This is a genomic window from Mycobacterium angelicum (assembly GCF_002086155.1).
GTDB lineage: Bacteria > Actinomycetota > Actinomycetes > Mycobacteriales > Mycobacteriaceae > Mycobacterium > Mycobacterium angelicum.
Genome location: NZ_MVHE01000019.1, coordinates 38,527 through 61,058, shown reverse-complemented (window position 1 = coordinate 61,058; position 22,532 = coordinate 38,527). Strand labels below are relative to the sequence as shown.

16 protein-coding genes are annotated in these 22,532 nt (G+C 65.0%); 3 read left to right on the top strand and 13 right to left on the bottom strand.

The features are described 5' to 3' along the window. Positions 1–26: 26 nt before the first annotated feature. On the top strand, positions 27–1,604 hold the full coding sequence (locus BST12_RS14050; RefSeq protein WP_083113736.1) for a DHA2 family efflux MFS transporter permease subunit: 1,578 nt from the start codon (positions 27–29) through the stop codon (positions 1,602–1,604). Here BST12_RS14050 and BST12_RS14045 read toward each other — a convergent pair. The 13 genes from BST12_RS14045 to steA form a co-directional block, all read right to left on the bottom strand. Beyond that, positions 1,601–2,779 carry a cytochrome P450 gene (locus BST12_RS14045; RefSeq protein ID WP_083113762.1) on the bottom strand — a complete coding sequence of 393 codons (1,179 nt, stop codon included), beginning with the start codon at positions 2,777–2,779 and terminating at the stop codon, positions 1,601–1,603. The two genes, BST12_RS14050 and BST12_RS14045, sit on opposite strands and share 4 nt — an antisense overlap. Positions 2,780–2,864: 85 nt before the next feature. Beyond that, positions 2,865–3,842, bottom strand: coding sequence for a hypothetical protein (locus BST12_RS14040; protein WP_083113735.1), 978 nt, complete (start codon positions 3,840–3,842; stop codon positions 2,865–2,867). After that, a complete protein-coding gene (locus BST12_RS14035; RefSeq protein WP_083113734.1) occupies positions 3,839–5,224 on the bottom strand; it encodes an alkaline phosphatase family protein in 1,386 nt (461 codons plus the stop codon). Before BST12_RS14035 ends, BST12_RS14040 begins: the two co-directional genes overlap by 4 nt. Beyond that, the gene (gene eboE, locus BST12_RS14030; protein WP_083113733.1) at positions 5,221–6,345 is read right to left on the bottom strand and encodes a metabolite traffic protein EboE; all 1,125 of its coding nucleotides are present in this window, start codon (positions 6,343–6,345) and stop codon (positions 5,221–5,223) included. Before eboE ends, BST12_RS14035 begins: the two co-directional genes overlap by 4 nt. Next, a complete protein-coding gene (locus tag BST12_RS14025) occupies positions 6,345–7,196 on the bottom strand; it encodes a TatD family hydrolase (protein WP_083113732.1) in 852 nt (283 codons plus the stop codon). Before BST12_RS14025 ends, eboE begins: the two co-directional genes overlap by 1 nt. Next, a complete protein-coding gene (locus BST12_RS14020) occupies positions 7,193–8,608 on the bottom strand; it encodes an EboA domain-containing protein (protein WP_083113731.1) in 1,416 nt (471 codons plus the stop codon). Before BST12_RS14020 ends, BST12_RS14025 begins: the two co-directional genes overlap by 4 nt. Beyond that, complete coding sequence (locus BST12_RS14015) at positions 8,608–9,480, bottom strand: SCO3242 family prenyltransferase (RefSeq protein ID WP_245850298.1); 873 nt, start codon at positions 9,478–9,480, stop codon at positions 8,608–8,610. The genes BST12_RS14020 and BST12_RS14015 overlap by 1 nt, the downstream gene beginning before the upstream one ends. Next, a complete protein-coding gene (locus BST12_RS14010; RefSeq protein WP_083113730.1) occupies positions 9,450–10,652 on the bottom strand; it encodes an inositol-3-phosphate synthase in 1,203 nt (400 codons plus the stop codon). Before BST12_RS14010 ends, BST12_RS14015 begins: the two co-directional genes overlap by 31 nt. A 218-nt stretch (positions 10,653–10,870) precedes the next feature. After that, on the bottom strand, positions 10,871–11,809 hold the full coding sequence (gene xerD / locus BST12_RS14005) for a site-specific tyrosine recombinase XerD (RefSeq protein ID WP_083113729.1): 939 nt from the start codon (positions 11,807–11,809) through the stop codon (positions 10,871–10,873). Further along, positions 11,806–12,429 carry an NUDIX domain-containing protein gene (locus tag BST12_RS14000; RefSeq protein WP_083113728.1) on the bottom strand — a complete coding sequence of 208 codons (624 nt, stop codon included), beginning with the start codon at positions 12,427–12,429 and terminating at the stop codon, positions 11,806–11,808. Before BST12_RS14000 ends, xerD begins: the two co-directional genes overlap by 4 nt. After that, a complete protein-coding gene (locus BST12_RS13995) occupies positions 12,422–14,188 on the bottom strand; it encodes a CTP synthase (protein ID WP_083113727.1) in 1,767 nt (588 codons plus the stop codon). Before BST12_RS13995 ends, BST12_RS14000 begins: the two co-directional genes overlap by 8 nt. Positions 14,189–14,306: 118 nt before the next feature. Beyond that, entirely contained in the window at positions 14,307–15,251 is a 945-nt protein-coding gene (locus tag BST12_RS13990) for a copper transporter (RefSeq protein ID WP_083113726.1), read from the bottom strand. Between the two features lie 12 nt (positions 15,252–15,263). Further along, positions 15,264–16,445, bottom strand: a complete 1,182-nt coding sequence (steA, locus tag BST12_RS13985; protein ID WP_083113725.1) for a putative cytokinetic ring protein SteA — start codon at positions 16,443–16,445, stop codon at positions 15,264–15,266. 351 nt (positions 16,446–16,796) lie between these two features. Between steA and BST12_RS13980 the strand changes: the two genes are divergently transcribed. Both BST12_RS13980 and BST12_RS13975 read left to right on the top strand, forming a co-directional pair. Beyond that, positions 16,797–19,244, top strand: coding sequence for a protein kinase domain-containing protein (locus BST12_RS13980; protein WP_170062124.1), 2,448 nt, complete (start codon positions 16,797–16,799; stop codon positions 19,242–19,244). Between the two features lie 175 nt (positions 19,245–19,419). Then, on the top strand, positions 19,420–22,497 hold the full coding sequence (locus tag BST12_RS13975) for a protein kinase domain-containing protein (RefSeq protein ID WP_083113760.1): 3,078 nt from the start codon (positions 19,420–19,422) through the stop codon (positions 22,495–22,497). Positions 22,498–22,532: the final 35 nt, after the last annotated feature.

The following is a 22,532-nucleotide window of genomic DNA, read 5'->3' as shown; positions in this document are numbered from 1 at the left end:
CAGTGCAGACCTAGGAGCTGATAGCCATGGAACACGGCGCGCTCGATTCACAACCGCCGGAGGCGCTCGACCAGCTCGACGCGAGGCTGCTCCGGATCGCCGGCGTATGTGTCCTTGGCTCGATGATGCCGATCGTCGACACCACCGTTGTTACCGTCGCACAACGCACCTTCGTCGCCGCCTTCGAAACCACCCAGGCCGTCGTCGCCTGGACCATGACCGGCTACACGCTGGCGATGGCCGCCGTCATCCCGCTCACAGGTTGGGCCGCCGACCGGTTCGGCACCAAGCGACTCTTCATGGGCTCCCTAGCCGCATTCACAGTCGGCTCCCTGTTATGCGCTCTTGCGCCAAATATCGGTCTTCTTATCGCTTTTCGGGTGGCGCAAGGCCTCGGTGGGGGCATGCTGATGCCACTGGTCCTTACCATCCTGACCCGCGAGGCCGGACCGAAACGACTGGGTCGCATCATGGCGGTGCTGGGAGTCCCGGTGCTGTTGGGCCCCATTTTTGGCCCTGTCCTGGGCGGCTGGCTGATCGACAGCTATGGCTGGGAATGGATCTTCTGGATCAACCTCCCCATCGGCCTAGTCGCGGTTGTCCTCGCGGCGATCGTGTTTCCCAAGGATCATTCGGCGCCATCTGAAACCTTCGACCTTGTCGGGATGCTGCTGCTGTGCCCCGGATTGGCTATCTTTCTGTACGGGATATCGGTGGTGCCCAGTCGCGGAACGGTGGCCGATCGCCACGTTTGGGTACCGGTGCTGACCGGTCTGGTGTTGATCATCGGGTTCCTTGTTCATGCGCTCTACCGCGCCGAGCATCCGCTGATCGATCTGCGCCTGCTGAACAACAGAGCGGTCACGCTCGCCAATGCGGCAATGTTTTTCTTCGCCGCTTCGTTCTTCGGCGCAGGGTTGCTGTTCCCCAGCTACTTCCAGGAGTTGCTGCATCAAACACCGCTCAATGCCGGTATGAGTATGGTTCCGCGCGGAATCGGCGCCATGCTGACGATGCCCCTGGCGGGATCGTTGATGGACAAACGCGGACCCGCCAGGATTCTCATGGCCGGTATCACGCTGATCGCCATAGGAATGTGCATTTTCAGCTATGGCGTGGCCAAACAGGCACACTATGTGCCGACTCTGCTGCCCGGCTTGACGATCATGGGGTTGGGAATGGGCTGCACGATGATGCCCCTGTCCGCGGCAGCAGTGCAGTCCCTGGCTCCACACCAGATTGCCCGGGGCTCAACGCTAGTCAACGTTAATCAGCAGGTGGCCGCTTCAGTGGGAACGGCGCTCATGTCAGTGATCCTCACCAGCCAGTTCAACCGCAGCGAAAACATCTCTGCCGCAAAGAAAATCGCGGTGCTACAAGAGGACTCCGCGCGGCGCGGGGTACCGGTCGACCCATCAAGTATGCCGGCGCGGGCACTGGATCCCGAATTCCCCGGCAACCTGATGCGCGATCTTTCCCACGCCTATACCGCGGTATTCCTGGTCGCGGTGGCGCTCATCGCGCTTACCTTCATACCGGTGGCGCTGCTGCCGAAGCGATCAGCGGGCCAAGTCTCCACGCCCGCGGCTGGACCCACCGGCTAGGCGACTTCGACATCGAATTCGATGGGCAGGGTGAGCGGACCAGTCACCGGCGCAAAGGGTTTCCACGGCGCCGGACCAACGCGCCGCGGGTTACGCATGCGCCCAGTAATGGCTATCAGCGCCTGGGCGAGTTCCATTTTGGCGAGATGCAATCCCAGGCAGAAGTGCGGCCCGGCGCCGAATACCAGCGTCGGTGGAGGATCCTGACGGGTGATGTCAAGGCGCTCGGGATCGTCGTGGACATCGGGGTCGCGGTTGGCGGCGGCGATATTGACGGCGACTTGTGTGCCTGCCGGAATGACGACACCGGCGAGCTCTACGTCCTCCAGTGCCTGCTTAAGCGTGTACATTACCGCCGGCGTGTGCCGCATGAGCTCCGCGACAGCCTGTGGCGCCAATTCTGGCTCTTCGGCCAGGAGCGCCCATTGCTCCGGGTGATCGCAGAGCGCCCCGACCGCCGCGGCCAACTGATTGCGGCTAGTGTCAGTTCCAGTTATCAGCAGTGCCGATACCAGCCTGCACAACTCTCTTTGGGTCAGCACCTCGCCGCCTCTGTCGGTGCGGACCAATTCGGACACTAGGTCGTCGGCGAGGTTGTCGCGCCGCTGCGCGACGAGATCAGCGAGGTAGCCATCGAGTTCGTCGTACGCCTTCATGATTGTGTCCTGCTTGGCCGCCGCCTCCAAGCTGAACATGCTGCAGATGTCGTCAGCCCAGCCAAGGAAGAGCGGCCAGTCCTCAACCGGGGCGCCGACGAACGCGCACAGGATTGGGCTCGGAAAGCTCTTGGAGATATCTTCGACGACATCACAGCGGCCCATCGGAATCACCGGATCAAGAAGCATGGTAATCACATCGGCGATAGTCTGCTGCATTCGCCTGATGGCACGTGGCGCGAATGCCGGTGATGCCAGCCGCCGTATTCGGTTGTGTTCCCGCCCGTCCAGACTCATCATCGAGTCGCGGAACCTGTCCCACAACCGGCCCGATGTAACACCCTGTGACTCAAGAAAAACGCCCTTGGCTACACCGAACCGGCTGTCGAACAGCACCGAGCGCACTAGCTCATAGCTCAGGATCTCCGGACCGTGCAATCCCATTGCAATCGGACTTTGTTCGCGCGCCTGCCGAATACGCCGGTGTGCTTCCTCCGGACTGTCGGCGTCGATATACATCACCCGCGGCAGGTCGGCTTCATATACGTTCGGACACACGTTGTCTCATCTCCTTGGGAGCGGCCGGTCGCTTGGCTATGGAAGGCTACAGCACCTCTGGATAGGTGCCGCCCTCAATGGCCCGCGCCGTTGGCGGCGGAATCGCCAGCTTCTCGCGAAGCTCGGCCACGGGTACCTCGGCGTAAAGCCGCCAATCCCAGCTTCCAAAGGTGAGGTCCACGTTGCATTCCAGACCGCGCCGGAAAGCATCCATATAGCCGGGCGCGTCGATGTATCCGGTGGTCGCTTCGGCCCGGAAGTCGATCTTTATGCCGGCCTGGAACTGCAGCAGCACCAGCAGCAACGGTGCAAACGGCTTCCGCTCCTTGTACCCGGCCGAGAACGCTCCGGCGAGAAGCTCACCGGCGGGCTTCGTCGAATACGCGGACAGGATATGTGCCACGTCATGCCCGACGATGAACTCTCCCGTCGTGCCTTTCTCGCCGGGAAATCTCAGGTTGTTTCGAACATAGTGCGCCCAGAGCTCCCGTCCGAGTAACCCCGGATCCAGCAGTCCCAGCTTGTAATACGACGCGGCCAGCACCGGATCGGTCGCAAAGCCGAGATAGCCGGACATATTGTCCCAAAAGCCTTTCAGCACCTGAAGGGGCGAGGTGCCGTGGCTACTCATGAGCTTGGCCCGGATGCGCATCGAGCCGATGAATTCGCGTCCGCGTGCTATGTCGAGCAGGTCGTCCAGGAATTTGTCATGGCAGTCAAGCGCTTTCGCGATCTTTATGCTCGCCTGAACTCTGGGCAGCCGAACTTTGCCGTTCGCGAAGATCGCAGCCGTCATCAGAAACAACAAGCAGCGCTTGGCAACTTCGGATTCGAACCTCACGGCAGTGACGTCGAACCTCCGGTCGACGAGCTCGCGCCAGTCGATCTTGTCCTCGCCGAGATACACGCTCGCCGCTTCCAGCAGCCTCTCGTCTGCCTCCGACAGTCCGTCGGACTTGGCGACGCTGGCCATCGCGGCAATGGCTGTTTCAAGGTCATGTTTCGATGGCAACATATCCATCATCTCTTGAATGTATGGGCGTTGAGCACCAGGTCGCGTACGGCGGTGACGGGCAATGGCACCGAGGCATCGACCAGCAGGTCGGGGGTGGAAGTAATGACGACAGGGGTCTCTTCGGCTGAGTCCGGCAGCCGCCCATGGGTGCCGCCGACGCCCCTGCCGTTGAGGGCAATGACGCCCATGGTGTAGCGCAGGCCTACCGCCTTTTTGACCAGTGCCGCAGCGGCTTTGGCCTTGACGGCCCGATCGTCGGGATTCATCAGCAACTCGGCGGGGTCATATCCGGGCTTGCGGTGAATGTCGACGCAGGGGGCGAATTCCGGTGCACGTTCGTCGTTGAGCCAGTAGTAGTAGGTGAACCACGCGCCCGGTTCGGCGATCGCCACCAGCTCACCGGAGCGGGAGTGATCGATTGCCAATGCCTGCTGCTTGTCTCGATCAAGCACCTCGTCGACCCCGCTGAGCCCTTTGACGAGGTCGGCTACTGCTGCGATGTCGGCTTCGTCGCGCACATAGATATGGGCGGCTTGGTGGTCAGCGACGGCGAAGGCCCGAGATGTCCACGGGTCCAAGTATTCTCGGCCTTGCTGCGTGTAGACGTTGAGGTAGCCCTCGCGTCTGAGCGCACGGTTGATGTCGACCGGCTGGTGGGCCGGCCCGATCCCGTACTCGGAGACGACGATGGTGGTCATGCCGCGCTCGGCGGCAACCGTGAGCAGCGGGGCCAGCGCCGCATCGACGTCCGCCGCGGCGGCAATCGCCAGCGGTGAGCGCGGACCGTAGCGCTGAAAGTCGTAGTCCAGGTGCGGGATATACGCGGTGAGCAGGGTGGGCGAATAGCGCTCGATGATCTCTATCGATGCATCCACCAGCCAGCGCGACGAGGTGATATTCGCCGTCGGTCCCCAGTACTGGAACAAGGGAAAGGTGCCGAGCTTCTCGGTCAGAATGTCATGCAGATCCGGCGGAATGACGTAGCAGTCCGGCGACTTGCGGCCGTCCTGGTGATAGACCGGGCGGGGCGTGACGATGACGTCGTTGCTGGCGTTCATCGCATACCACCACCCGACGTTGGCCGAGCGGTACCCCTCGAAACGCCCGGCCGCCGTCTCCCATACCTTCTCCCCCGCCACTAGGGCGTTGCTCTGCCGCCACAGCAGCACCTCACCCAGATCGCGGAAATACCAGCCGTTTCCGACGATTCCGTGCTTGTTCGGCCTCAGGCCGGTGACCATCGACGATTGCACCGTGCAGGTGACCGCCGGGAAAACCGTCTTCAGCGGGGTCATGGCGCCGCGGGCCGCCAGTGCGGACAGGTTCGGCATGTGCCGCAGCAGCGGCTGCGTCAAGCCGACGACGTTGATGAGCAGAACGGGTTGCGTCATGCCGGATCCCGCACACAGATCAGTTCGTCCAGCCAGCGAACCTCGGCGGCTATGTCTTCGGCAAGGCTTCCCATGCGCAGCGACGGCGGCAACACATCCCAAGTGTAGGTTTCGACTTCGACGTCGACAGGTCCGGCTAGATCGCCCAGCATGCCCATCACCTCGGCGAGGACATGCGACGTATTGCCCAGCGGCGCCGGCGGACTCACATGCAACGGCACGTGATAGTGCACGCGGGCGCTGCCCTCGCGCGGTATCGCGGGGTCCTGAAAGGACAGATCGTCCCGGAACCACTGGCGGCCGCTCGCATCGAAACCGTTGACCTGGTGCAGATACGGCGAGTTGGCGAATTCCGCGAACGCCTCGACCACCCCGTCGGCGGCCAAATCGTGTATCTGAATTGCGTTGGAGGCCTGTATCTTTACCACCTCGATTCCGATCTCGCCCAGCCCCGATAACACCGCGGCGGGATCTTCGTGCATCACCGCCAAATGGCAGGTGTCCAGACACACACCCACATACCGGGAATCCACGTCACCGGCCGTGACCGCGCGGCCGAACCAGCCGATGGCGTCGCCGCACGAGCCGATGACGCAGCCGGGTTCGGGTTCGACCGCCAGCCTGATCCGGTTGCCGGTGCGATTCTCGATGCGGCGCAGCTCGTCGGCCAGCGCGGCCAGATTGTTGCGGGCTTGGGCATCGGCGGCGTCGTCCCATGGGTCATTCCAACCCAGCGGCAACGTCGAGATGCTGCCGTGCCCGGTATCGCCCAACAGATCGCTGAGCACCTGGGCGCAGTTCTTCGTGTATTCCAGTCGCTCTCGCGTCGTCCAATCAGGCTGGTACACCTTGTGTTTGACTGAATCGCCGTGAAATTTTCCGTACGGGAAAGCGTTCATGGTGACCACGGCGAGTCCGCTGTCGGCCAGGATCGCGGCCAGCCGGCGGCGCGCCCGACGATCGCCGCAGAGTTGGGCCGCGGTGGCAGCCGGCAGCCACAGCCCGACGCCGAGTTGCGCCACCCCGGCATGCTCGCGTGCCGGAGCGAACACCGACGACAATTGGTGCTCCAGCAGCTGCAGGCTCTCCGCGGCGACGACGTTGCTGCAGTACGACAGCATCACCGTTTTTCCCCGCGGTGAATCGTGTTGCCGGCGAATGCGGCTTCCTGCTCCTCGCTCAACAACAGCAATTGTCCGCTCTGGCCGTAGAACTCGACGGGATTGCGCCACAGCACCCGATCGACGTCGTCTTCGGTGAACGACGCCGCCAGCATCGCTTCGGCCGTCTTGGCCGTCTTGAGCGGATCGGATCGGCCCCAATCGGCGGCGGAATTGACGATGATCCGTTCCAGGCCGTACCGCTGCATGAGGGCGACCATGCGGTCCTCGTCCATCTTGGTGTCGGGATAGATCGAAAAGCCGGCCCAGCAACCACTTTCCAGCGCGGGTTCGATGGTCACCTCGTTCAGGTGATCCAGCAATACCAGTCCCGGATCGATGCCGATGCGCTTGACCACATCGATGCTGGCTATCGTCCCGCCGAGTTTGTCACGATGCGGTGTGTGCACGAGTGCGGGCAGTTCGCGCTCGGCGGCCATCTCCAATTGTGTTTCGAATACCGCCGTTTCGTCGGGCGTCATGGAGTCGTAGCCAATTTCGCCGACGGCGACGACACCGGCCTTGGACAAGTAGCGCGGTATGTGCTCGAGTATCGGCCGGCAGCGGCTGTCGTTGGCTTCCTTGGGATTGAGCGCGATCGTGCAGTTGTGCGCGATGCCGAATTGCGAAGCGCGGTACCGCTCCCAGCCGATCAGGCTGTCGAAATAGTCGATGAACGACGCGGCGTCGGTGCGGGGCTGGCCGAGCCAGAATGCCGGTTCGACCAGGGCGCGGACGCCGGCGGCATACATCTGCTCGTAGTCATCGGTGGTCCGCGAGGTCATATGGATATGGGGGTCAAAGATTCTCACGTCGCAACCTCCGTCTCTGTCGCGGTAAGGCGTTGCAGCATCGTCACGTCGTCAGACACCGAACGACCGGCCGCACGGCGTTCGTTGACGTAATCGTTGGCCATGCGGCCCAATTCTGCATCGGCCCGGTTGTGCAAGCCGGCTACCGCCTGCAGCGGCACCTCCATGAAAACGAGCTTCATCACTCCGTGCCGCCAGGCGTGCTGAGACAGGTAGCGGGCGGCAAACCCGCCGAGGGCCGCGCCCACCAGCCGGGGCTCGTTGCAGCGCAACGCGTCTTCGACCAGGGCCACACCCGTGCTGCATGCCTCGGGTCCGGGTTGGCCGTTCAGTGCCGCGATCTCCAACCCGCGTAGCACGGCCAGACGTTCGTCGCTGTCGCCCCAGCGGTAGAGCTTCTCGATAAGCGGGGCCGCGACGGAATCGTTTTCGGCCACCAAAGTGCTGAACAGCTTTTCCCGGGCCAGCAGCACGGCGTCGCTTGATCCGCCGACACCGCGGGTGGCCCCGGGGAACAGTTCCACGACCTTGTCGGGAGCGCGCCCGATCTCGGCTGAGGCCTTAGCGATCCACGACCTCGCCTGCACGGGCAGCCCGGCCAGCTTTATCGCCGACATGCTGCGGCGCACCACATTCGGTGCGTCGTGTGAATGTCGGGGCAACTCGACGGAGGCGACCCCGCCGAAACCGCTGCCGCGCAAGGCATCCAGCACTGACCCGAGATCGAGATCGCCGTCGCCGAATTCGAGATGTTCGTGTTTGAGCGGCGTCATGTCGTCCAGATGCACGTTGACCAGTTTGTCGCCCAAGTCGGCGATCGCCGCCGCGGCCCCGGCCGGCTCGGTCATCACACAATGGCCGACGTCCAGCGTGATGCCAAGGCGCGCAGGATCGCCCAGCGCCCGGCATACGTCGCGGGCTTGTGCCACCGTCTCGACGAACATGCCGGGTTCTGGCTCGAAGCCCAGCGTGACCGCCTTGCGGTCCGCGTAATCCACGACCTGTGCAAGACGGCTCAGCAACAGCTCACGGGTGGTGGCGGGGTCGCTGTGGCTGACCGCGTAGCCCGACCACAGCGAGACACAGGTGGCCCCCAGGTCGGCGGCGATATCGATGGCCCGGCGCATGAATTCGACTCGTGCCTCACCGGCGATGTCCACCAGCGAGGGTTTGTGTTTGTTACGCGGATCCAGCAGATAGCGCGCACCCGTTTCGATGGCCACCTTGAGCCCGTAGCTGTCCAGCAGCGCCCGAAGGGCACCCAGTTGGGAACCGAGGTCGGAGTCGAAGGGGCGCACGTGGGGATAGCCGACCGTCAGCGCCACCGCGGTATAGCCCTCGTCGGCGATCAAGCCGAGCGCGTCGGCCAGTGGATGGTCGGCCAGACTATTGGTGTTGTAGCCAATGTGCATCAGGTCACCTCGGTGGGTTTTGGCGCAGAAACCTTCAGCCGCAATCCAATTGCGAGTCCGCTCAAGGCCAGCATGGTCAGCCGAGAACGTGCCGCCAGCATCGCCTGCACGGCGATCATCGACGCGATACCGTTGCGCACGGCCGCACGGATCACCTCCGCGCTGGGCTGCTGCCACGCCTGCCACAGGCCCGGGCCAAACGACCACAGGTAGACCGCCCCGGCCGGTGCGGCCCGGTACCCTGCGGTGCTCACCATCGCCGAGGTGGCGACGGCACCGCCCATTGCGCCGACGACCGCCGGCAGGCTGCGTTCGGCGCCCGTCACCTCACTGCGGGAAAGCACCGTGATTGCGGTGGTGTGCAGCCCGATCACCGACGCCGGAACAAGCGCGGCCCGATAACCCGGACCGGCACCGAGCATGACATCGAAAAAGCGGCAGCCCGACATGACCAGCGGTCCGATGGCGGTGTCCTTGGCAACCACGTCATAGGCCGTGACGCACAACATGATTCGGCCGGCCGCGGCCAGCCCGTGCCGGCCGCTGACCGCGGTCGCCGTCGCGACACCTGCCGCCGCCAATCCCGTCGCAAGCGACAGCGCCGCGCCGGGCGAGACCTCTCCGGACGGAATGGGCCGCTCGGGCCGCTCGACGGCGTCGCGCCGCCGGTCGGCCCAGTCGTTGAGCACCATGCCGCTCCAATACAACAGTGCCGAGGCCAGCGGCAGCGCGAGCCGCCGCCCCGAGAGCGGGCGGCCCGCCCAAATGGCCCCCACGGCCGTATCACCGAGAACTGTCAGCGCGGCAGGCGCCCGCATCAGGCCGAGATAAGCCTTGACCTTCACCGGCCAGCCGAAAACGACGTGCTCCACTGCACCAGCGCGTCGTATTGCGCTGCGAGTGAATGCGTTTCAGACCCCCACGGTTCCTTGAAGAAGAAGCCCAGCTCCGGGACGACGCCGCGCGTGCCGTGCAAGCGGCCCATCGCCAACAGGCGCGCAACGTCGAGAACCAACGGCGCCGCCAAGGCGGAATCCGGTGCCGACCAAATTGTTTGCAGCGTGATCTGGCCGCCGAGAAATCCGGTGGCATGGATGTAATCCCATGCGACTTTGGTTTCGCCGAGGTCGGGCACATAGTCGATGTGCAGTGGAGCGGTCACGCCGCCACCGAGCATCTGCTGGATGCCGCGTTGTTTACTGGCGAGCTTGGACTGTACTGCCACCGGATCGGCCAGCGTGGCGCCATCCCCACCGCCCAGCAGGTTGGTTCCCGACCACGAGTGGACGGCCATCGCGCGGCTAGCGAACATCGGCGCCAACACCGTGCGCAGCAGGGTTTGACCGGTCTTGGCGTCCTGCCCGGCGTAAAGAACGCCGGCGTCGTCGGCCAGGCTGCGCAACGCGGGCAGGCCCAGCGTCGGCGACGGTGTGAAGCAGGCATATGCGGCGCCATTGCGTATCGCGGCAAGGGCGGTCAGGCCGCTCGCCGGTAGCACGATGCGGTTGGGCTCGGCCAGCCCCGGCAGGAGCAGCTCGGCGTCGTGGAATTCCGGCATGTCGATCACGGGTGGCTGGGTGGAGGCCACGTCGATGACGACCAACACGTCCAGCGAGTGCCCCGATATGAACGAAGCCATCGCATCGCTGAGCCGATCGACCAGTTCCGCCTGGGTAGCGGCGCCAGCGCTGGCCGGGTCCGCGGTCGCCATGCACGAGGGTCCGACGATCTCATCGTCGGTAGCCGCGAGTCGATCGTTGACCGCGGCCACCACCCCAGGCGGCAACAGCCCCGCTTCGACCAACATTTCGGCGCGCTTCACCAAGGGCGTGGTGGAGATGTCGCGCCCGGCTACCACGAAATCCGCAAGCTTCGGCAAATGCGCGTCAGCAAAGTCAGGCGTCGCGGTCACGCAGCCGGTGTCGGGGATCAGGCCGGCGCTCAGTGCATACAAGCCGACGATCGAGGTGGTCGCCACCGAACCACGGGCCCCGGTAAGCCAAAGACCGCAGCGCTTACCCGCAGTGCTGCCGTCATCGTCCATCGCAGGATCCTCAGCTTCGTCGAACTGATTTCTTAAGCAAAAGATCGTACATCCGGTCTGCCTTCCCGGGAGGTCAATGAAAGCTGTGCGTAACCTTGAAAATGAATGAGTCGCAAAGCGCGTCTCGCCCCGCGCGGTGTTCCGTCTGGCGAATGGCGGTGGGCATCAACAACGTCACGACCACGGGCCAGACCGGCGATGGACGCGATTGGCTCGAGCTATTGGGCCCGCGGATGGGCTCCGGCCCACACCTCACGCAGCGCGTGCACGGTGACCAGGGTGTAGATCTGCGTGGTGGTGACCGAGGCGTGGCCCAGTAACTCCTGCACCACCCGCACGTCGGCGCCGCCCTCGAGCAGATGGGTGGCAAACGAGTGCCGCAGCATGTGCGGCGAGACGCCCGAGGTGATGCCGGCCCGCTCGGCCGCGTCCTGCAGGACCTGCCAGGCGCTTTGGCGCGACAGCCGCCCGCCGCGCGCATTGAGAAAGATCGCCGCGGTACCGCGCCCGCGCCGCGCCAGGTCCGGACGTCCCCGCACCAGGTAGGCATCCAATGCGTGCACGGCGGGACGTCCCACCGGCACCAGCCGCTGCTTGCCGCCCTTGCCGCGCAACAGCGCCGAGCGTGCGTGCGTGTCGATGTCGTCGACGTCGAGGCCGACGGCTTCGGATATCCGCGCCCCGGTGGAATACAGCAGTTCCAGCAACGCCCGGTTACGCAGGGTGAGCGGTCCGTCGGCCGCGTCGTCGCCCCCGGCGCCCTCCAGTAGCGCCAGCACCTCGTCGATGGTGAGGCTCTTGGGCAACCGCCGGCCCGGCGTGGGTGGCCGCACGGCCCGCGCCACGTCGAGTTCGGCCAGCCCTTCGGCGGCGGCGAAGCGGTGCAGTCCGCGCACCGCGATCAGCGCCCGAGCCGCCGACACCGCCGAAAGCGCCACCGATCCGGATTCGGGATCTCCGCGGCGCAGCGCCACCAGAAACTCGCTGACATCGTCCTCGCCGACTTTGGCCAGGTCGCTGATCCCGCGGTCTTCCAGATGCTTGGAGTAGCGCCGCAGATCGCGGCGATAGGAGCTCAACGTGTTCGCCGCGACGCCGCGCTCGATGGTCAGATGGTCGAGGTAGCCCTGCATCTGAGTCTCGAGCGCAAGCGTCATTGCGAGGCCTTGCGCGCGGCGAACGCACCCGGCTTGTCGATCCATGGGGTGTCCAAGGGGCGCGCCGCAGCGACGCCGTTCGCGACCGCCTGGGCGGCGAGAATTCCGGCGACCGCAATGGCATTGATGACCTCGCCGGCCAGCACCCGCTGGACCGCCTCTGCGATGGGAAACCAGCGCATGGTCATATCGGCTTCTTCGTGGTGCGACTCCGGCCGGTCGACGTGGGTCAGCCCGGTGGCCAGAAACACGCGCACCGACTCGTCGCTGAAGCCGGGCGCGGAATTGAGATCGACCAGCACCTGCCAAGTACTGGCTTGCAGGCCCACCTCCTCCTGCAGCTCGCGGGCGGCCGTGAGGTGGGGTGGTTCACCCGCGGCATCGAGCAGCCCCGCGGGCAACTCCCATAGCCGTCGACCGAACGCATGGCGGTATTGATAGATCATCGGAACGTTGTTCTCGTCGTCCATCGCGACGATGGCCACCGCGCCGTAATGTTCGATCACCTCGCGCACCGCAATGGTGTCGCCCGGCATCCGCACCTCATCCCGGCGCAGGGCGAAAATGTTTCCGCGATAAAGCGTTTCGGACGACGTCGTCTCGAAGACGTGCTCAGCCACGGGCAGCCGGTTCGGCTAGCGGCTGGGCGATCTCGTCGCGAGCGCCGTCTCGATGCTGGCTCCCGTTGGACACGTGCTGCTCGGGAATCTCGACGGGCAGCAGTTCGCCCGCCTTGTAATCGATGGCCGCGCCGACGAACGCGACGAACAGCGGGTGCGGCCGGGTAGGCCGGCTCTTCAACTCCGGGTGGGCCTGGGTGCCGACGACGAACGGGTGCCGATCCGGCGGATATTCGACGAACTCCACCAGATGCCCGTCAGGTGAGGTCCCAGAAATTCTCAGCCCGCTTTCGGCCAGCTTGTCTCGATAGGCGTTGTTCACCTCGTAGCGGTGCCGATGCCGTTCGGACACCTGCGTTGCCTGATACGCCTGGGCCACAATCGAATCCGGCTGCAGCACCGCGGGATAGGCGCCCAGTCGCATGGTTCCGCCCAGATCGGCCTCACCGGCGACGATGTGTTCCTGGTCGGCCATCGTCGAGATGACCGGATCCGGTGTACCCGGTTCGAATTCGGCCGAGTTGGCTTCGGTGAGACCGACCGAGCGCGCCGCCTCGATCACGATGCACTGCAGACCCAGGCACAACCCCAGCACCGGTAAACCACGCGCCCGCGCGTGGGAGATGGCACCGATCTTGCCCTCGATGCCCCGGATGCCGAACCCGCCGGGAATCAGCACTCCGTGCACGTCGCCCAGGGTGGTCGCGGCTCCGCTGGGCGTCTCGCAGTCGTCGGAGGCCACCCAACGGATTTCGACCTTGGCCCGGTGCTTGAATCCGCCGGCGCGCAACGCCTCGCTGACCGACAGGTAGGCGTCGGACAACTCAACGTACTTGCCCACCAACGCGATTCGTACCGTCTCCTGCGGTTCGTGAACGCGGCGCAGCAGGTCGTCCCACTCGGTCCAGTCGACATCGCGGAATGGCAGGTTGAGCCGGCGGACCACGAACGCGTCGAGTTCCTCACGGTGCAGCACCTTCGGGATGTCATAGATCGACGGCGCGTCCGGCGTCGAGATCACGCCGTCGATGTCGACGTCACACATCAGGGCGATCTTGTTCTTCAGCGCTTCGGGAACGTCCCGATCGCAACGCAGGATCAGTGCGTCTGGAGTGATACCGATGCTGCGCAGCGCCGCCACCGAGTGCTGCGTCGGTTTGGTCTTGAGTTCGCCGGACGGGGCCAGGTAGGGCACCAGCGACACGTGCAGGAAGAAGACGTCCTCGCGGCCAAGATAATGCCGGACCTGGCGGGCCGCCTCCAGAAAGGGCTGTGATTCGATGTCGCCGACGGTGCCGCCGATCTCGGTTATGACGACATCGGGCCGGTGGCCGTTCGCGTCCGGTTCGGCCATCGCCAGGATGCGCCGCTTGATCTCGTCGGTGATGTGCGGGATCACCTGAACCGTGTCGCCGAGGTATTCGCCGCGGCGTTCCTTGGCGATGACCGTTGAATACACTTGGCCGGTAGTCACATTCGCCGAACCGGACAGATCGCGATCCAGGAACCGCTCGTAGTGACCGACGTCAAGGTCGGTTTCGGCGCCGTCCTCGGTGACGAAGACCTCGCCGTGCTGGAACGGGTTCATGGTGCCCGGGTCGACGTTGAGGTACGGGTCGAGCTTCTGCATCGTCACGTGCAACCCGCGCGCGGTGAGCAACTGCCCAAGGCTGCTGGCAGTCAGTCCCTTGCCAAGGGAGGAAGCGACACCGCCGCTGACGAAGAGGTGCTTGGTGGCGGTGTGCGGGTGCTTACGCAACAGGGCGACCTCCGTGAAGACGGGCAGGGCATGACTTGTGGTAGCCGATCTAGCTGGGCCTGCCGACCCACGGAAACCCACCCTAACATCCACGGCGCCACACCGCGGAGAACACGCCCTACTGGGGCACAGTGACCGAAGTTGCCCCGTGACCGGTGCCGTATTGACCGGTGTGGCCGCCGTTGATCAGGTCATGCAGAGCCAGGATCGCGGTGATGCGTCCCGGCTCGGCGTCCACGTCGTCGATGGTGCTGACGGCCGCGGCCATGCCGGCGTCGGCGCGCGCCACGGCGACGGCGGCGCTACCGGTCGCCGAGCCGTCTCGCCCGGCCAGCACGGTGCCCGAACCGTGGGGCGCCAGCGCCGCGGCGAACCGCGCCACGCTGACCCCTTGATTGCCGGCGTCGGCCGGCAGCCCTGCGCCGGTGACAATGATCGCGGCGTTGGCGGCCCCGATGTGGTCGGCGGGCTGATAGGTGATGAAGCCGGTTTCGCGCAGCGCCGCCAGGACCGTGTCACGCTGACTGTCTTCGACGGCGGGGGCATCGGGCTTGGGGTTGATCATCAACGCGATGCCGAGCAGATCACCGGCCTGCGAACCCTGGTCGACGAGCTTGGTGCTGAGCTGACTGCCGGCCGGCAGGATGGACGAGTTCACCACCGAGCGCAGCTTCTCCGCGGAGTTGGCTTCCACGAACTCGTGGGTCAGCGATACCGTCCCGGTGACCGAACCCCCGGCCTTGGCAATGATTTTCGACACCTCGGCTACGTCGTCGTCCTTGGCATCGGGGGTACGGAAAAGCACCACCGACTTGCCGGCCAGCGCGTCGTGCACGATCCGTCCCAGCACCTGGGAATCGAAATTGTTTGCCGCACTGAGCTTTTCGTTGAGCGCGTTGCGCTGGTCGTTGAGGCTGCTGATTTGGCCGGCCAGGTCGCGCTTCTCGTTACGCAACGTCGACAGCAGGGTGTCCGAGAAGAAGCCGGACCCCAGCACCACCCCGATGGCCAGCGCCAAGAAGACGGCGGCAAGCGAGATCGCATGTTGGCGTAACGAGATCATCAGCGCACCGCCCTAGCTGACCAGGTTCTGCACCCAAAGGGTGAAGCGATTCCAGTAGTCGATGATCCAGTGCCAGACCACGCCGTCGGAGCGCGAGACCCACAGCACCACGATGATGGCGATCAGCATGGTCAGCGCCAGCAGCGCGATGGCCCCGGCCGAGATGTGGTTGCGGTACAAGGTGGCGACGGCCTTGGCGTCGACCAGCTTCTCCCCTACCCGCAGCCTGGTCAGGAAGGTCGATGGGTTGCTCTGGGTGCGGGTGCGGTCGAAGAAGGTCTCGATGTTGGCGGTGTGACCCGCCGTGACCAGCAATGCGGCGCCGTGATGGTCGGCCAGCAGCAGCGCCAGGTCGGTGGCCGAGCCGGCGGCCGGGAAGGTCATGGCCCCGACACCGAGGTCCTGGATGCGTTCCAGGCCGGGGGCATGGCCGTCGGCGTCGGCGGGCAGGACCACCTGCGCGCCGCACTTGAGGACTTCGGTGCTGATCTGGTCGGGGTCGCCGACGATCAGCTGCGGCCGGTAGCCCGCCTTACGCAGGGTGTCGGCCCCCGAGCCGACTCCTACCAGCACCGGTTGGTACTCCTTGATGAACGGTTTGAGGGACTTCAGATCATCGGCGGCGCTGTCCTCGTCGGAGACGATCACCACATGCCGGCGACGCATGTCGACGTCGATGTCCGGAATGCCGATTCCGTCGATCAGCAGCGGGCTCTCGCTGCGGATGAACTCAATTGTGTTGCCGGCGAAGGCTTCCAGGTGAGCCGCCAGTCCGCTCTTGGCCTCCCGCATGAGGTCGGCGATGTCGTGGTCGGTGCGCTCGGTGCCGCGGACCAGTCGGCGATCACCGGCGTACACCCCACCTTCGTGCAGCCGGATCTTGGCGCCGTCTTTGACCTTCTTGAAGATCTCGGGACCGGTCTCGTCGATCAGGGTGACGCCGTTGTTGACCAGCACCTCGGGACCGAGGTTGGGATAGCGGCCGGAAACCGACGGCGATGCGTTGACTACCGCGGCGATGTCGGCTTCGACGAGGGCGTCGGCGGTGATGCGATCCAGGTCCAGGATGTCGAGCACCACGATGTCGCCGGGGCAGACCCGGCGCAGTAGACGGTCGATGTTCCGGTCCACTCGAGCGGTGCCGATCAGGCCCGGCCGAGGAGTGCTACGAGATAGAAGCCCTGACATCTTCATGGGGGCGATTCTGTCGGTGAACCACGGTCAGGGCGAGGAGGCGCGCCGTAACATTAGCCCCATAAGTTATCTTGTGTCACATCCGTATCAGGCCCGACATTGACCTTTGGGTCGGCGGATGCTGGCCAGGGTTGAATCTGCCGAGCACCCGCGGTGGCGCTATCGAGCCCGGGCGAGGTCGTCACTGACGCAGGTAACGCCTTCTCGCGCGATCCTGAATTCGCAGAAATATGCAATTACAATGCCGACCCATAAAGCAGTAATATGCCGATGTGGTGCGCCTATATTCCTCGGCTTGTCGAGCTATTCCGCGCTGCGCTCGACGAGTTGGTTGGATCTCGGGGTTGGTGGATGGATCCGAACCTCGCTGATACGCAACATGAATCTGCGGGTCAGGGCGCCGGTGGCTTCGGCGTCGCCGCCGAGTTGGCCGCGGCGGGGTTCGACGGTGCGGTCGAGGTTGGCCGGGGTGGGTTCGGCACCGTCTACCGCTGCATTCAGGTGGCGTTGGATCGGGTCGTAGCCGTCAAGGTTCTGACCGTTGTATGTCAAGAGGATCAAGCGCGGTTCGCCCGCGAACAGCAGGCGATGGCGACCCTAACGGCCCATCCCAACATCATGGCGGTATTGCAGGTGGGCCAAACGGCCAGCGGCAATCCGTTCCTGGTGATGCCGTATTGCGGGTCGGGGTGCTGGCAGGAGCGGATTGCCCGGGTGGGGACGCTGGATATCGAGGAAGTATCGCGAGTAGGCGTCAAGATCGCCGGAGCGCTGGAGTGCGCGCACCGGGCGGGAATCATTCACCGCGACGTCAAGCCGGCAAACATTCTTTCTACGGATTACGGTCAGCCGGCCCTGAGTGATTTCGGAATCGCCCGCACCAAGTCGGGGTTCAAAACGGCTACCGGTGTATTCCAGGGGTCGCCGGCCTTTACCGCCCCCGAGCTATTCGGCGATGCAGCGCCCAGCGAGGCTTCGGATGTTTACGGTCTCGGAGCGAGCCTCTTCACCGGGTTAACAGGTCACGCGGCCTTTGAACGGCGTAACGGCGAGCAGTTGATGGCGCAGTTCGTCCGCATCGCCAGCCAACACCTGCCCGATCTGCGTGAGCACGGCATCCCCGCCGACTTTGCCGCGATTATCGAGCAGGCAATGGCCCATGACCCCAACAACCGGCCGTCGGCCCTCGAATTAGGCCAACAACTGCAGCAGCTCCAGGCCCGGCACGGCCTGAACGTCGACGACATGGTCCTGTACGACCGTGAGGGCAGCGACAGGTCACATGCGCGCATTTCGCGCCCATCGGGGCCCAGGCGGGGAACGGATGACAGGTTGCCATCGCCGCCGAACGCAATGGTGGGCCGTGCGGCTGAGCTGGCACGGCTGCACGAGTTGTTGGAGTGCTCCCGTTTGGTGACGGTTACCGGCACCGGCGGGGTCGGCAAGACCAGCCTGGCCAGGCATGCCGCACACCAGCTGAGTGCCGACCACCCCGATGCGGTGTGGCGGGTGGATTTGGGCGACGTGCGCGACGGGTCGCAGCTGGCCGACCTGGTAGCCGCAACGTTGGGGGTGCCCAATCAGCCGGCCCGGGCGCCGATCGAGACGCTGATCGAGGTTCTCGACCGGCGATGGGCGCTGATCCTCGTGGACAACTGTGAACAGGTCGTCAATGAGGCAGCCAACCTGGTCGACACCTTGTTGCGGCACTGCCCACGGCTGCACATCGTGGCAACCAGCCGCGAGGTACTGGCGGTCGGTGGTGAGGCGGTGCTGGCGCTCTCTCCGCTTGATGGCCCCAGCACTCACGATGAGCCCGGCCTGGGGGACCTGGCCGGCTACGACGCGGTCAGGTTGTTTGTTCAGTGCGCCCGCGCCGCGGTGCCGGAGTTTGCGCTCACCGAGCACAATGCCGCCGCGGTAGCGGGCATCTGCGCCCGCCTGGACGGGCTGCCGTTGGGCATCGAGCTGGCGGCTGCACGGCTTCCAGCCATGTCGGTAGAGCAGATCGCAGATGAACTGCGCGACGGGTATGCATTGTTGAGCGTCGGCAGCGCCCCCGATCAGCGGTCCCTGGCGTGCTGCATCGAACGGAGCTACGACCTGTGCACCCAAGACGAGCAACGAGTATGGGCGCGACTATCGCTATTCGCCGGCAACTTCGACCTGCCGGCCGCCCAATATGTCAGTGGCGCGGACCTGCCCGCCAGCGAATTCCTTGACCTGCTTTCTACATTGGTCGACAAATCAATCCTGATACGCACCGAAAATGACGGCATCGTGTGCTATCGGCTATTGGAAACACTGCGCGACTACGGACTTGGGCACATCGCCGGCGACGAGCGCACGCGACTGGCTCGACGCCACGCCACGTGGTATCACCAGGTGCTCTCCGAAGCCGAGGAGCAATGGTTTGGCCCCCAACAACTTCACTGGATCCTGCGCCTCACCCGCGAACTGCCCAACATCCGGGAAGCACTGCAGTTCAGCCTGACCGATTGCCCGGAGATGGCGGTAGAGATGGCCGCCGCCATACGCCGGTTCTGGATCCAGCAGGCGATGGTGGCCGAGGGCAGCCAATGGGCGAATCGTGCCCTGGCGGCCACCTCCCCCAAACCCAGCGTGCAGCGCATCCGGGCACTGTTCACCGCCGCGCACCTCGCCTTCCAGAGCGGAGACACCGCGATGGCAATGGACTGGCTGGCGGACGCGCGCAACCTATTCCAGTTTGTCGAGGGGAACGACGGCATCGCGCGAACGATGTCTGATGTTGCCGAGGCGGATCTGCACGCCGGCTAATGGCCGCGTCGACGGCGCCGCCGCACGGGCTCGCAAGTCCTCATCCCTGGAACCGAGCAGCGCGCAGCGCAAGCCTCAATTCCAATACCGCTGTACTGTATGCGAGTACTGCCGTACTGTGTGCAATCGGCATGTTGCTGGCTAATGCGCCCTGGGCTGGATCATGGGAGTTCTTATGGTGTTTGCCACGCTCGGTACCCAGATTGGTCGGGGGACAACAACACCGTCGGATGTGGTGTCGGAGTTGGCTGCGGCGGGGTTCAGCGAGGCGGTGCAGGTTGGCCAGGGCGGGCTTGGGGTGGTGTATCGCTGTGTGCAGCAGGCTTTAGCGCGGGTGGTCGCGGTCAAGGTACTGACCGCTCAGTTTGCCGATGATCGGGCCCGCTTTGTTCGTGAGCAGCAGGCAATGGCCCGGCTGACCGGCCATCCCAATATCGTGACGGTGCTACAGGTCGGCCAAACCGCCAGCGGCCGTTTGTTTTTGGTGATGCCCTACTGCGGGCAAGGTGCTTGGCAGGGCCGTATCGCCCGCCTGGGCGTGCTGGGATTCGAAGAAGTATTGCGGGTCGGGGTCAAGATTGCCGGTGCCGTGGAATCAGCACACCGGGTGGCCATCGTGCACCGCGATATCAAGCCGGCCAACATCTTGCTCACCGATTACGGAGAACCCGCATTAGGGGACTTCGGCATCGCGCGCACCGCAACGGGCCTGCGCACCGAGACCGGCGCGCTGGCCGGCTCCCCGGCGTTCACCGCCCCCGAAATCCTCACCGGCCAATCCCCCACCGCGGCTTCAGACGTCTATAGCCTGGGCGCCACCTTGTTCACCGCCCTGACCGGTCATGCCCCCTTCCAGCGCCGCGCCGGCGAACAGATGATCGCCCAATTCATCCGCATCAGCAGCCAACCACTGGCCGAACTCAACGAACACGACATCCCCACCGACCTAGCCGCCGTCGTCGAACACGCCATGGCCCGCGAACCCACCGACCGCCCCTCGGCACTGGAACTAGGCCAAGCGCTGCAACAAATCCAGCGCCAGCGCGGCCTCGCGGTTGACGAGATGGCCCTGCACAGCAGCGACGACACCTCCCCACCCGGCACCCGCCCGGCGCCCGCGCGCGCGGCCAGCACGCGGCGGGTCCCGACCCTGCCCGCCGGAGTGGTCGGCCGCCACGGCGAGTTGACCCAACTGCGCGAGCTGCTCGAGCAGTCACGGCTGGTCACCCTGACCGGAATCGGCGGTGTCGGCAAAACCACCCTGGCCACCCACGCCGCCACCGAACTGGGCACCCACTTTGACGACGGCGTCTGGCTGGTGGAACTGGGCGATCTGCACGCCGGGGACCTCCTCGCCGAAACCGTCGCCACCGCCCTGGGGCTGCGCGATCACTCCGGGCGGCCGATGGCTGAGGTGCTCCGGCAATTCCTGCAGCCCCGCCACGCACTGCTGGTGCTCGACACCTGCGAACACCTCATCGACGATGCGGCAAAACTCGTCGACACCCTGCTGCGCGAATGCCCGGCCCTGCACGTCATCACCACCAGCCGCGAAGTCCTCAACATCGCCGGCGAGGCAGTACTGACCCTGGCCCCGCTGACCTACCCCACCGCCGACGACGACCTCAACCTCTCCGCGCTGGCCGACTACGACGCCATCACCTTGTTCGTCGAACGCGCCCGCGCCGCGGTCCCCGGCTTCGCCCTAACCGCCCACAACGGCCCCGCCGTGGCCCGCATCTGCACCCAACTAGAAGGAGTACCCCTGGCCATCGAACTGGCCGCCGTACGCCTTCGCGCCCTATCGCTCGACCACATCGCAGACGACCTCGCACGCAGCTACACCCTGCTCAACCGCGGACGACGCGGCGCACCCACCCGCCAACAATCCCTGACCTGCTGCATCGACTGGAGCTACGAACGTTGCAGCCAAGCCGAACAACAGCTTTGGGCCCAACTATCGGTCTTCGCCGGCAGCTTCGACCTACCCGCTGCCCACCACCTCAGCATGGAAAGCACCGAAGGCGACGACGCCCCGGGGACCTCGGCAGACGACACCATGAGCCAGTGCCTGGATCAATTGTGTGCGCTGGTGGACAAATCCATCCTGATTCGCATCGACCACAACGCCACCGTGCGCTTCCGGCTCTTGGACACCGTGCGCCAATACGGCCGCGAGCGCCTGTCCGACGCCGAATATCACGCGCTGCGCCGCCGTCACGCCACCTGGTATGAACAACTGCTCAACCAGGTCCACACCGAATGGTGGGGACCACACCAAATCCAGTGGTATCACCGCCTCACCGATGAAATGCCCAACCTGCGCGAAGCCCTGGGATTCACCCTGTCCGAATCCCCTGCCAGCACCGTGGCAATGATCGCCGCCCTGCGCCCCATGTGGTCCACCTCCGGAATGCTCAGAGACGGGCGCCACTGGGTGGAAAAGACACTGTCGGCGACACCGCAGAATCCCCCGGCGCCCCGGATCAGCCTGCTCTGCGACGCGGCGTGGCTCACCGCCATACAAGGGGACATGGCCGCGACCGAGGCCCGGGTAGCTGAAGCACGCAACCTGCTTCAAGGGACAGACAACCCGAAAGCACGAGCTCGAACCGACGTCGCCGATGGGTACGCCGGCATGCTCCGGGGCGACCTTGACCGCGCGGCCGACTGCTATCACTGGGCTCTGGATGCAACCGACGCCTTCGAGGTGCGGGTTCAGTCGATGATGATGCTGGGCTGGATGGCCCAGACATTGGAAGACAACGACGAAGCACTGGACTGGTTCGAAAAAGCGCTGGCCCTTGCCGATGCCGTCGGCGACTCCGTGCAACGGTCGCGCCTGTTGGCGTTTGTCGGGTTCAACCAGTGGCGCCGGGGCGAGGTGCAGCTCGCCGAAGCACCACTGCGGCAATGTCTTCGATTGACGCAACTCATCAACAACCCGTGGGACAGCGTGGTACTCCTCGATGCCTTGGCGTGGGTCGCGGGATCCCAGGACGATCCGCATCGTGCGGTCGTGTTGATGGCAGCCGCCGGCGCGGTATCTCGCGCGTGCGGCGCCTCGACGGGTGTCTTCACCCAGGCAGGCGGGTCCCACGAGAAATTCGAGCGCCGCGCCCGCCAGCAGCTGACCCCCGCGCAATTCGATGCCGCTTGGCGCCAAGGCGACGCAATGACCTTCGACCAGGCCACAGCCTTTGCGCTGGCCGAAGACGAGCAGAATCGTAGTGGCGCGCAATCCCTTTCGTAACAAAGGGTGCGTCACGTCCGTGTCGGCGGCACCGA

What these genes read in the sequence shown, in the direction of transcription:
- BST12_RS14050 (WP_083113736.1), top strand. Translation starts at nt 27, where the DNA reads ATGGAACACGGCGCGCTCGATTCACAACCGCCGGAGGCGCTCGACCAG.
- BST12_RS14045 (WP_083113762.1), bottom strand. Translation starts at nt 2,779, where the DNA reads ATGTATATCGACGCCGACAGTCCGGAGGAAGCACACCGGCGTATTCGG.
- BST12_RS14040 (WP_083113735.1), bottom strand. Translation starts at nt 3,842, where the DNA reads ATGATGGATATGTTGCCATCGAAACATGACCTTGAAACAGCCATTGCC.
- BST12_RS14035 (WP_083113734.1), bottom strand. Translation starts at nt 5,224, where the DNA reads ATGACGCAACCCGTTCTGCTCATCAACGTCGTCGGCTTGACGCAGCCG.
- eboE (WP_083113733.1), bottom strand. Translation starts at nt 6,345, where the DNA reads ATGCTGTCGTACTGCAGCAACGTCGTCGCCGCGGAGAGCCTGCAGCTG.
- BST12_RS14020 (WP_083113731.1), bottom strand. Translation starts at nt 8,608, where the DNA reads ATGCACATTGGCTACAACACCAATAGTCTGGCCGACCATCCACTGGCC.
- BST12_RS14010 (WP_083113730.1), bottom strand. Translation starts at nt 10,652, where the DNA reads ATGGACGATGACGGCAGCACTGCGGGTAAGCGCTGCGGTCTTTGGCTT.
- xerD (WP_083113729.1), bottom strand. Translation starts at nt 11,809, where the DNA reads ATGACGCTTGCGCTCGAGACTCAGATGCAGGGCTACCTCGACCATCTG.
- BST12_RS13990 (WP_083113726.1), bottom strand. Translation starts at nt 15,251, where the DNA reads ATGATCTCGTTACGCCAACATGCGATCTCGCTTGCCGCCGTCTTCTTG.
- steA (WP_083113725.1), bottom strand. Translation starts at nt 16,445, where the DNA reads ATGAAGATGTCAGGGCTTCTATCTCGTAGCACTCCTCGGCCGGGCCTG.
- BST12_RS13980 (WP_170062124.1), top strand. Translation starts at nt 16,797, where the DNA reads ATGGATCCGAACCTCGCTGATACGCAACATGAATCTGCGGGTCAGGGC.
- BST12_RS13975 (WP_083113760.1), top strand. Translation starts at nt 19,420, where the DNA reads ATGGTGTTTGCCACGCTCGGTACCCAGATTGGTCGGGGGACAACAACA.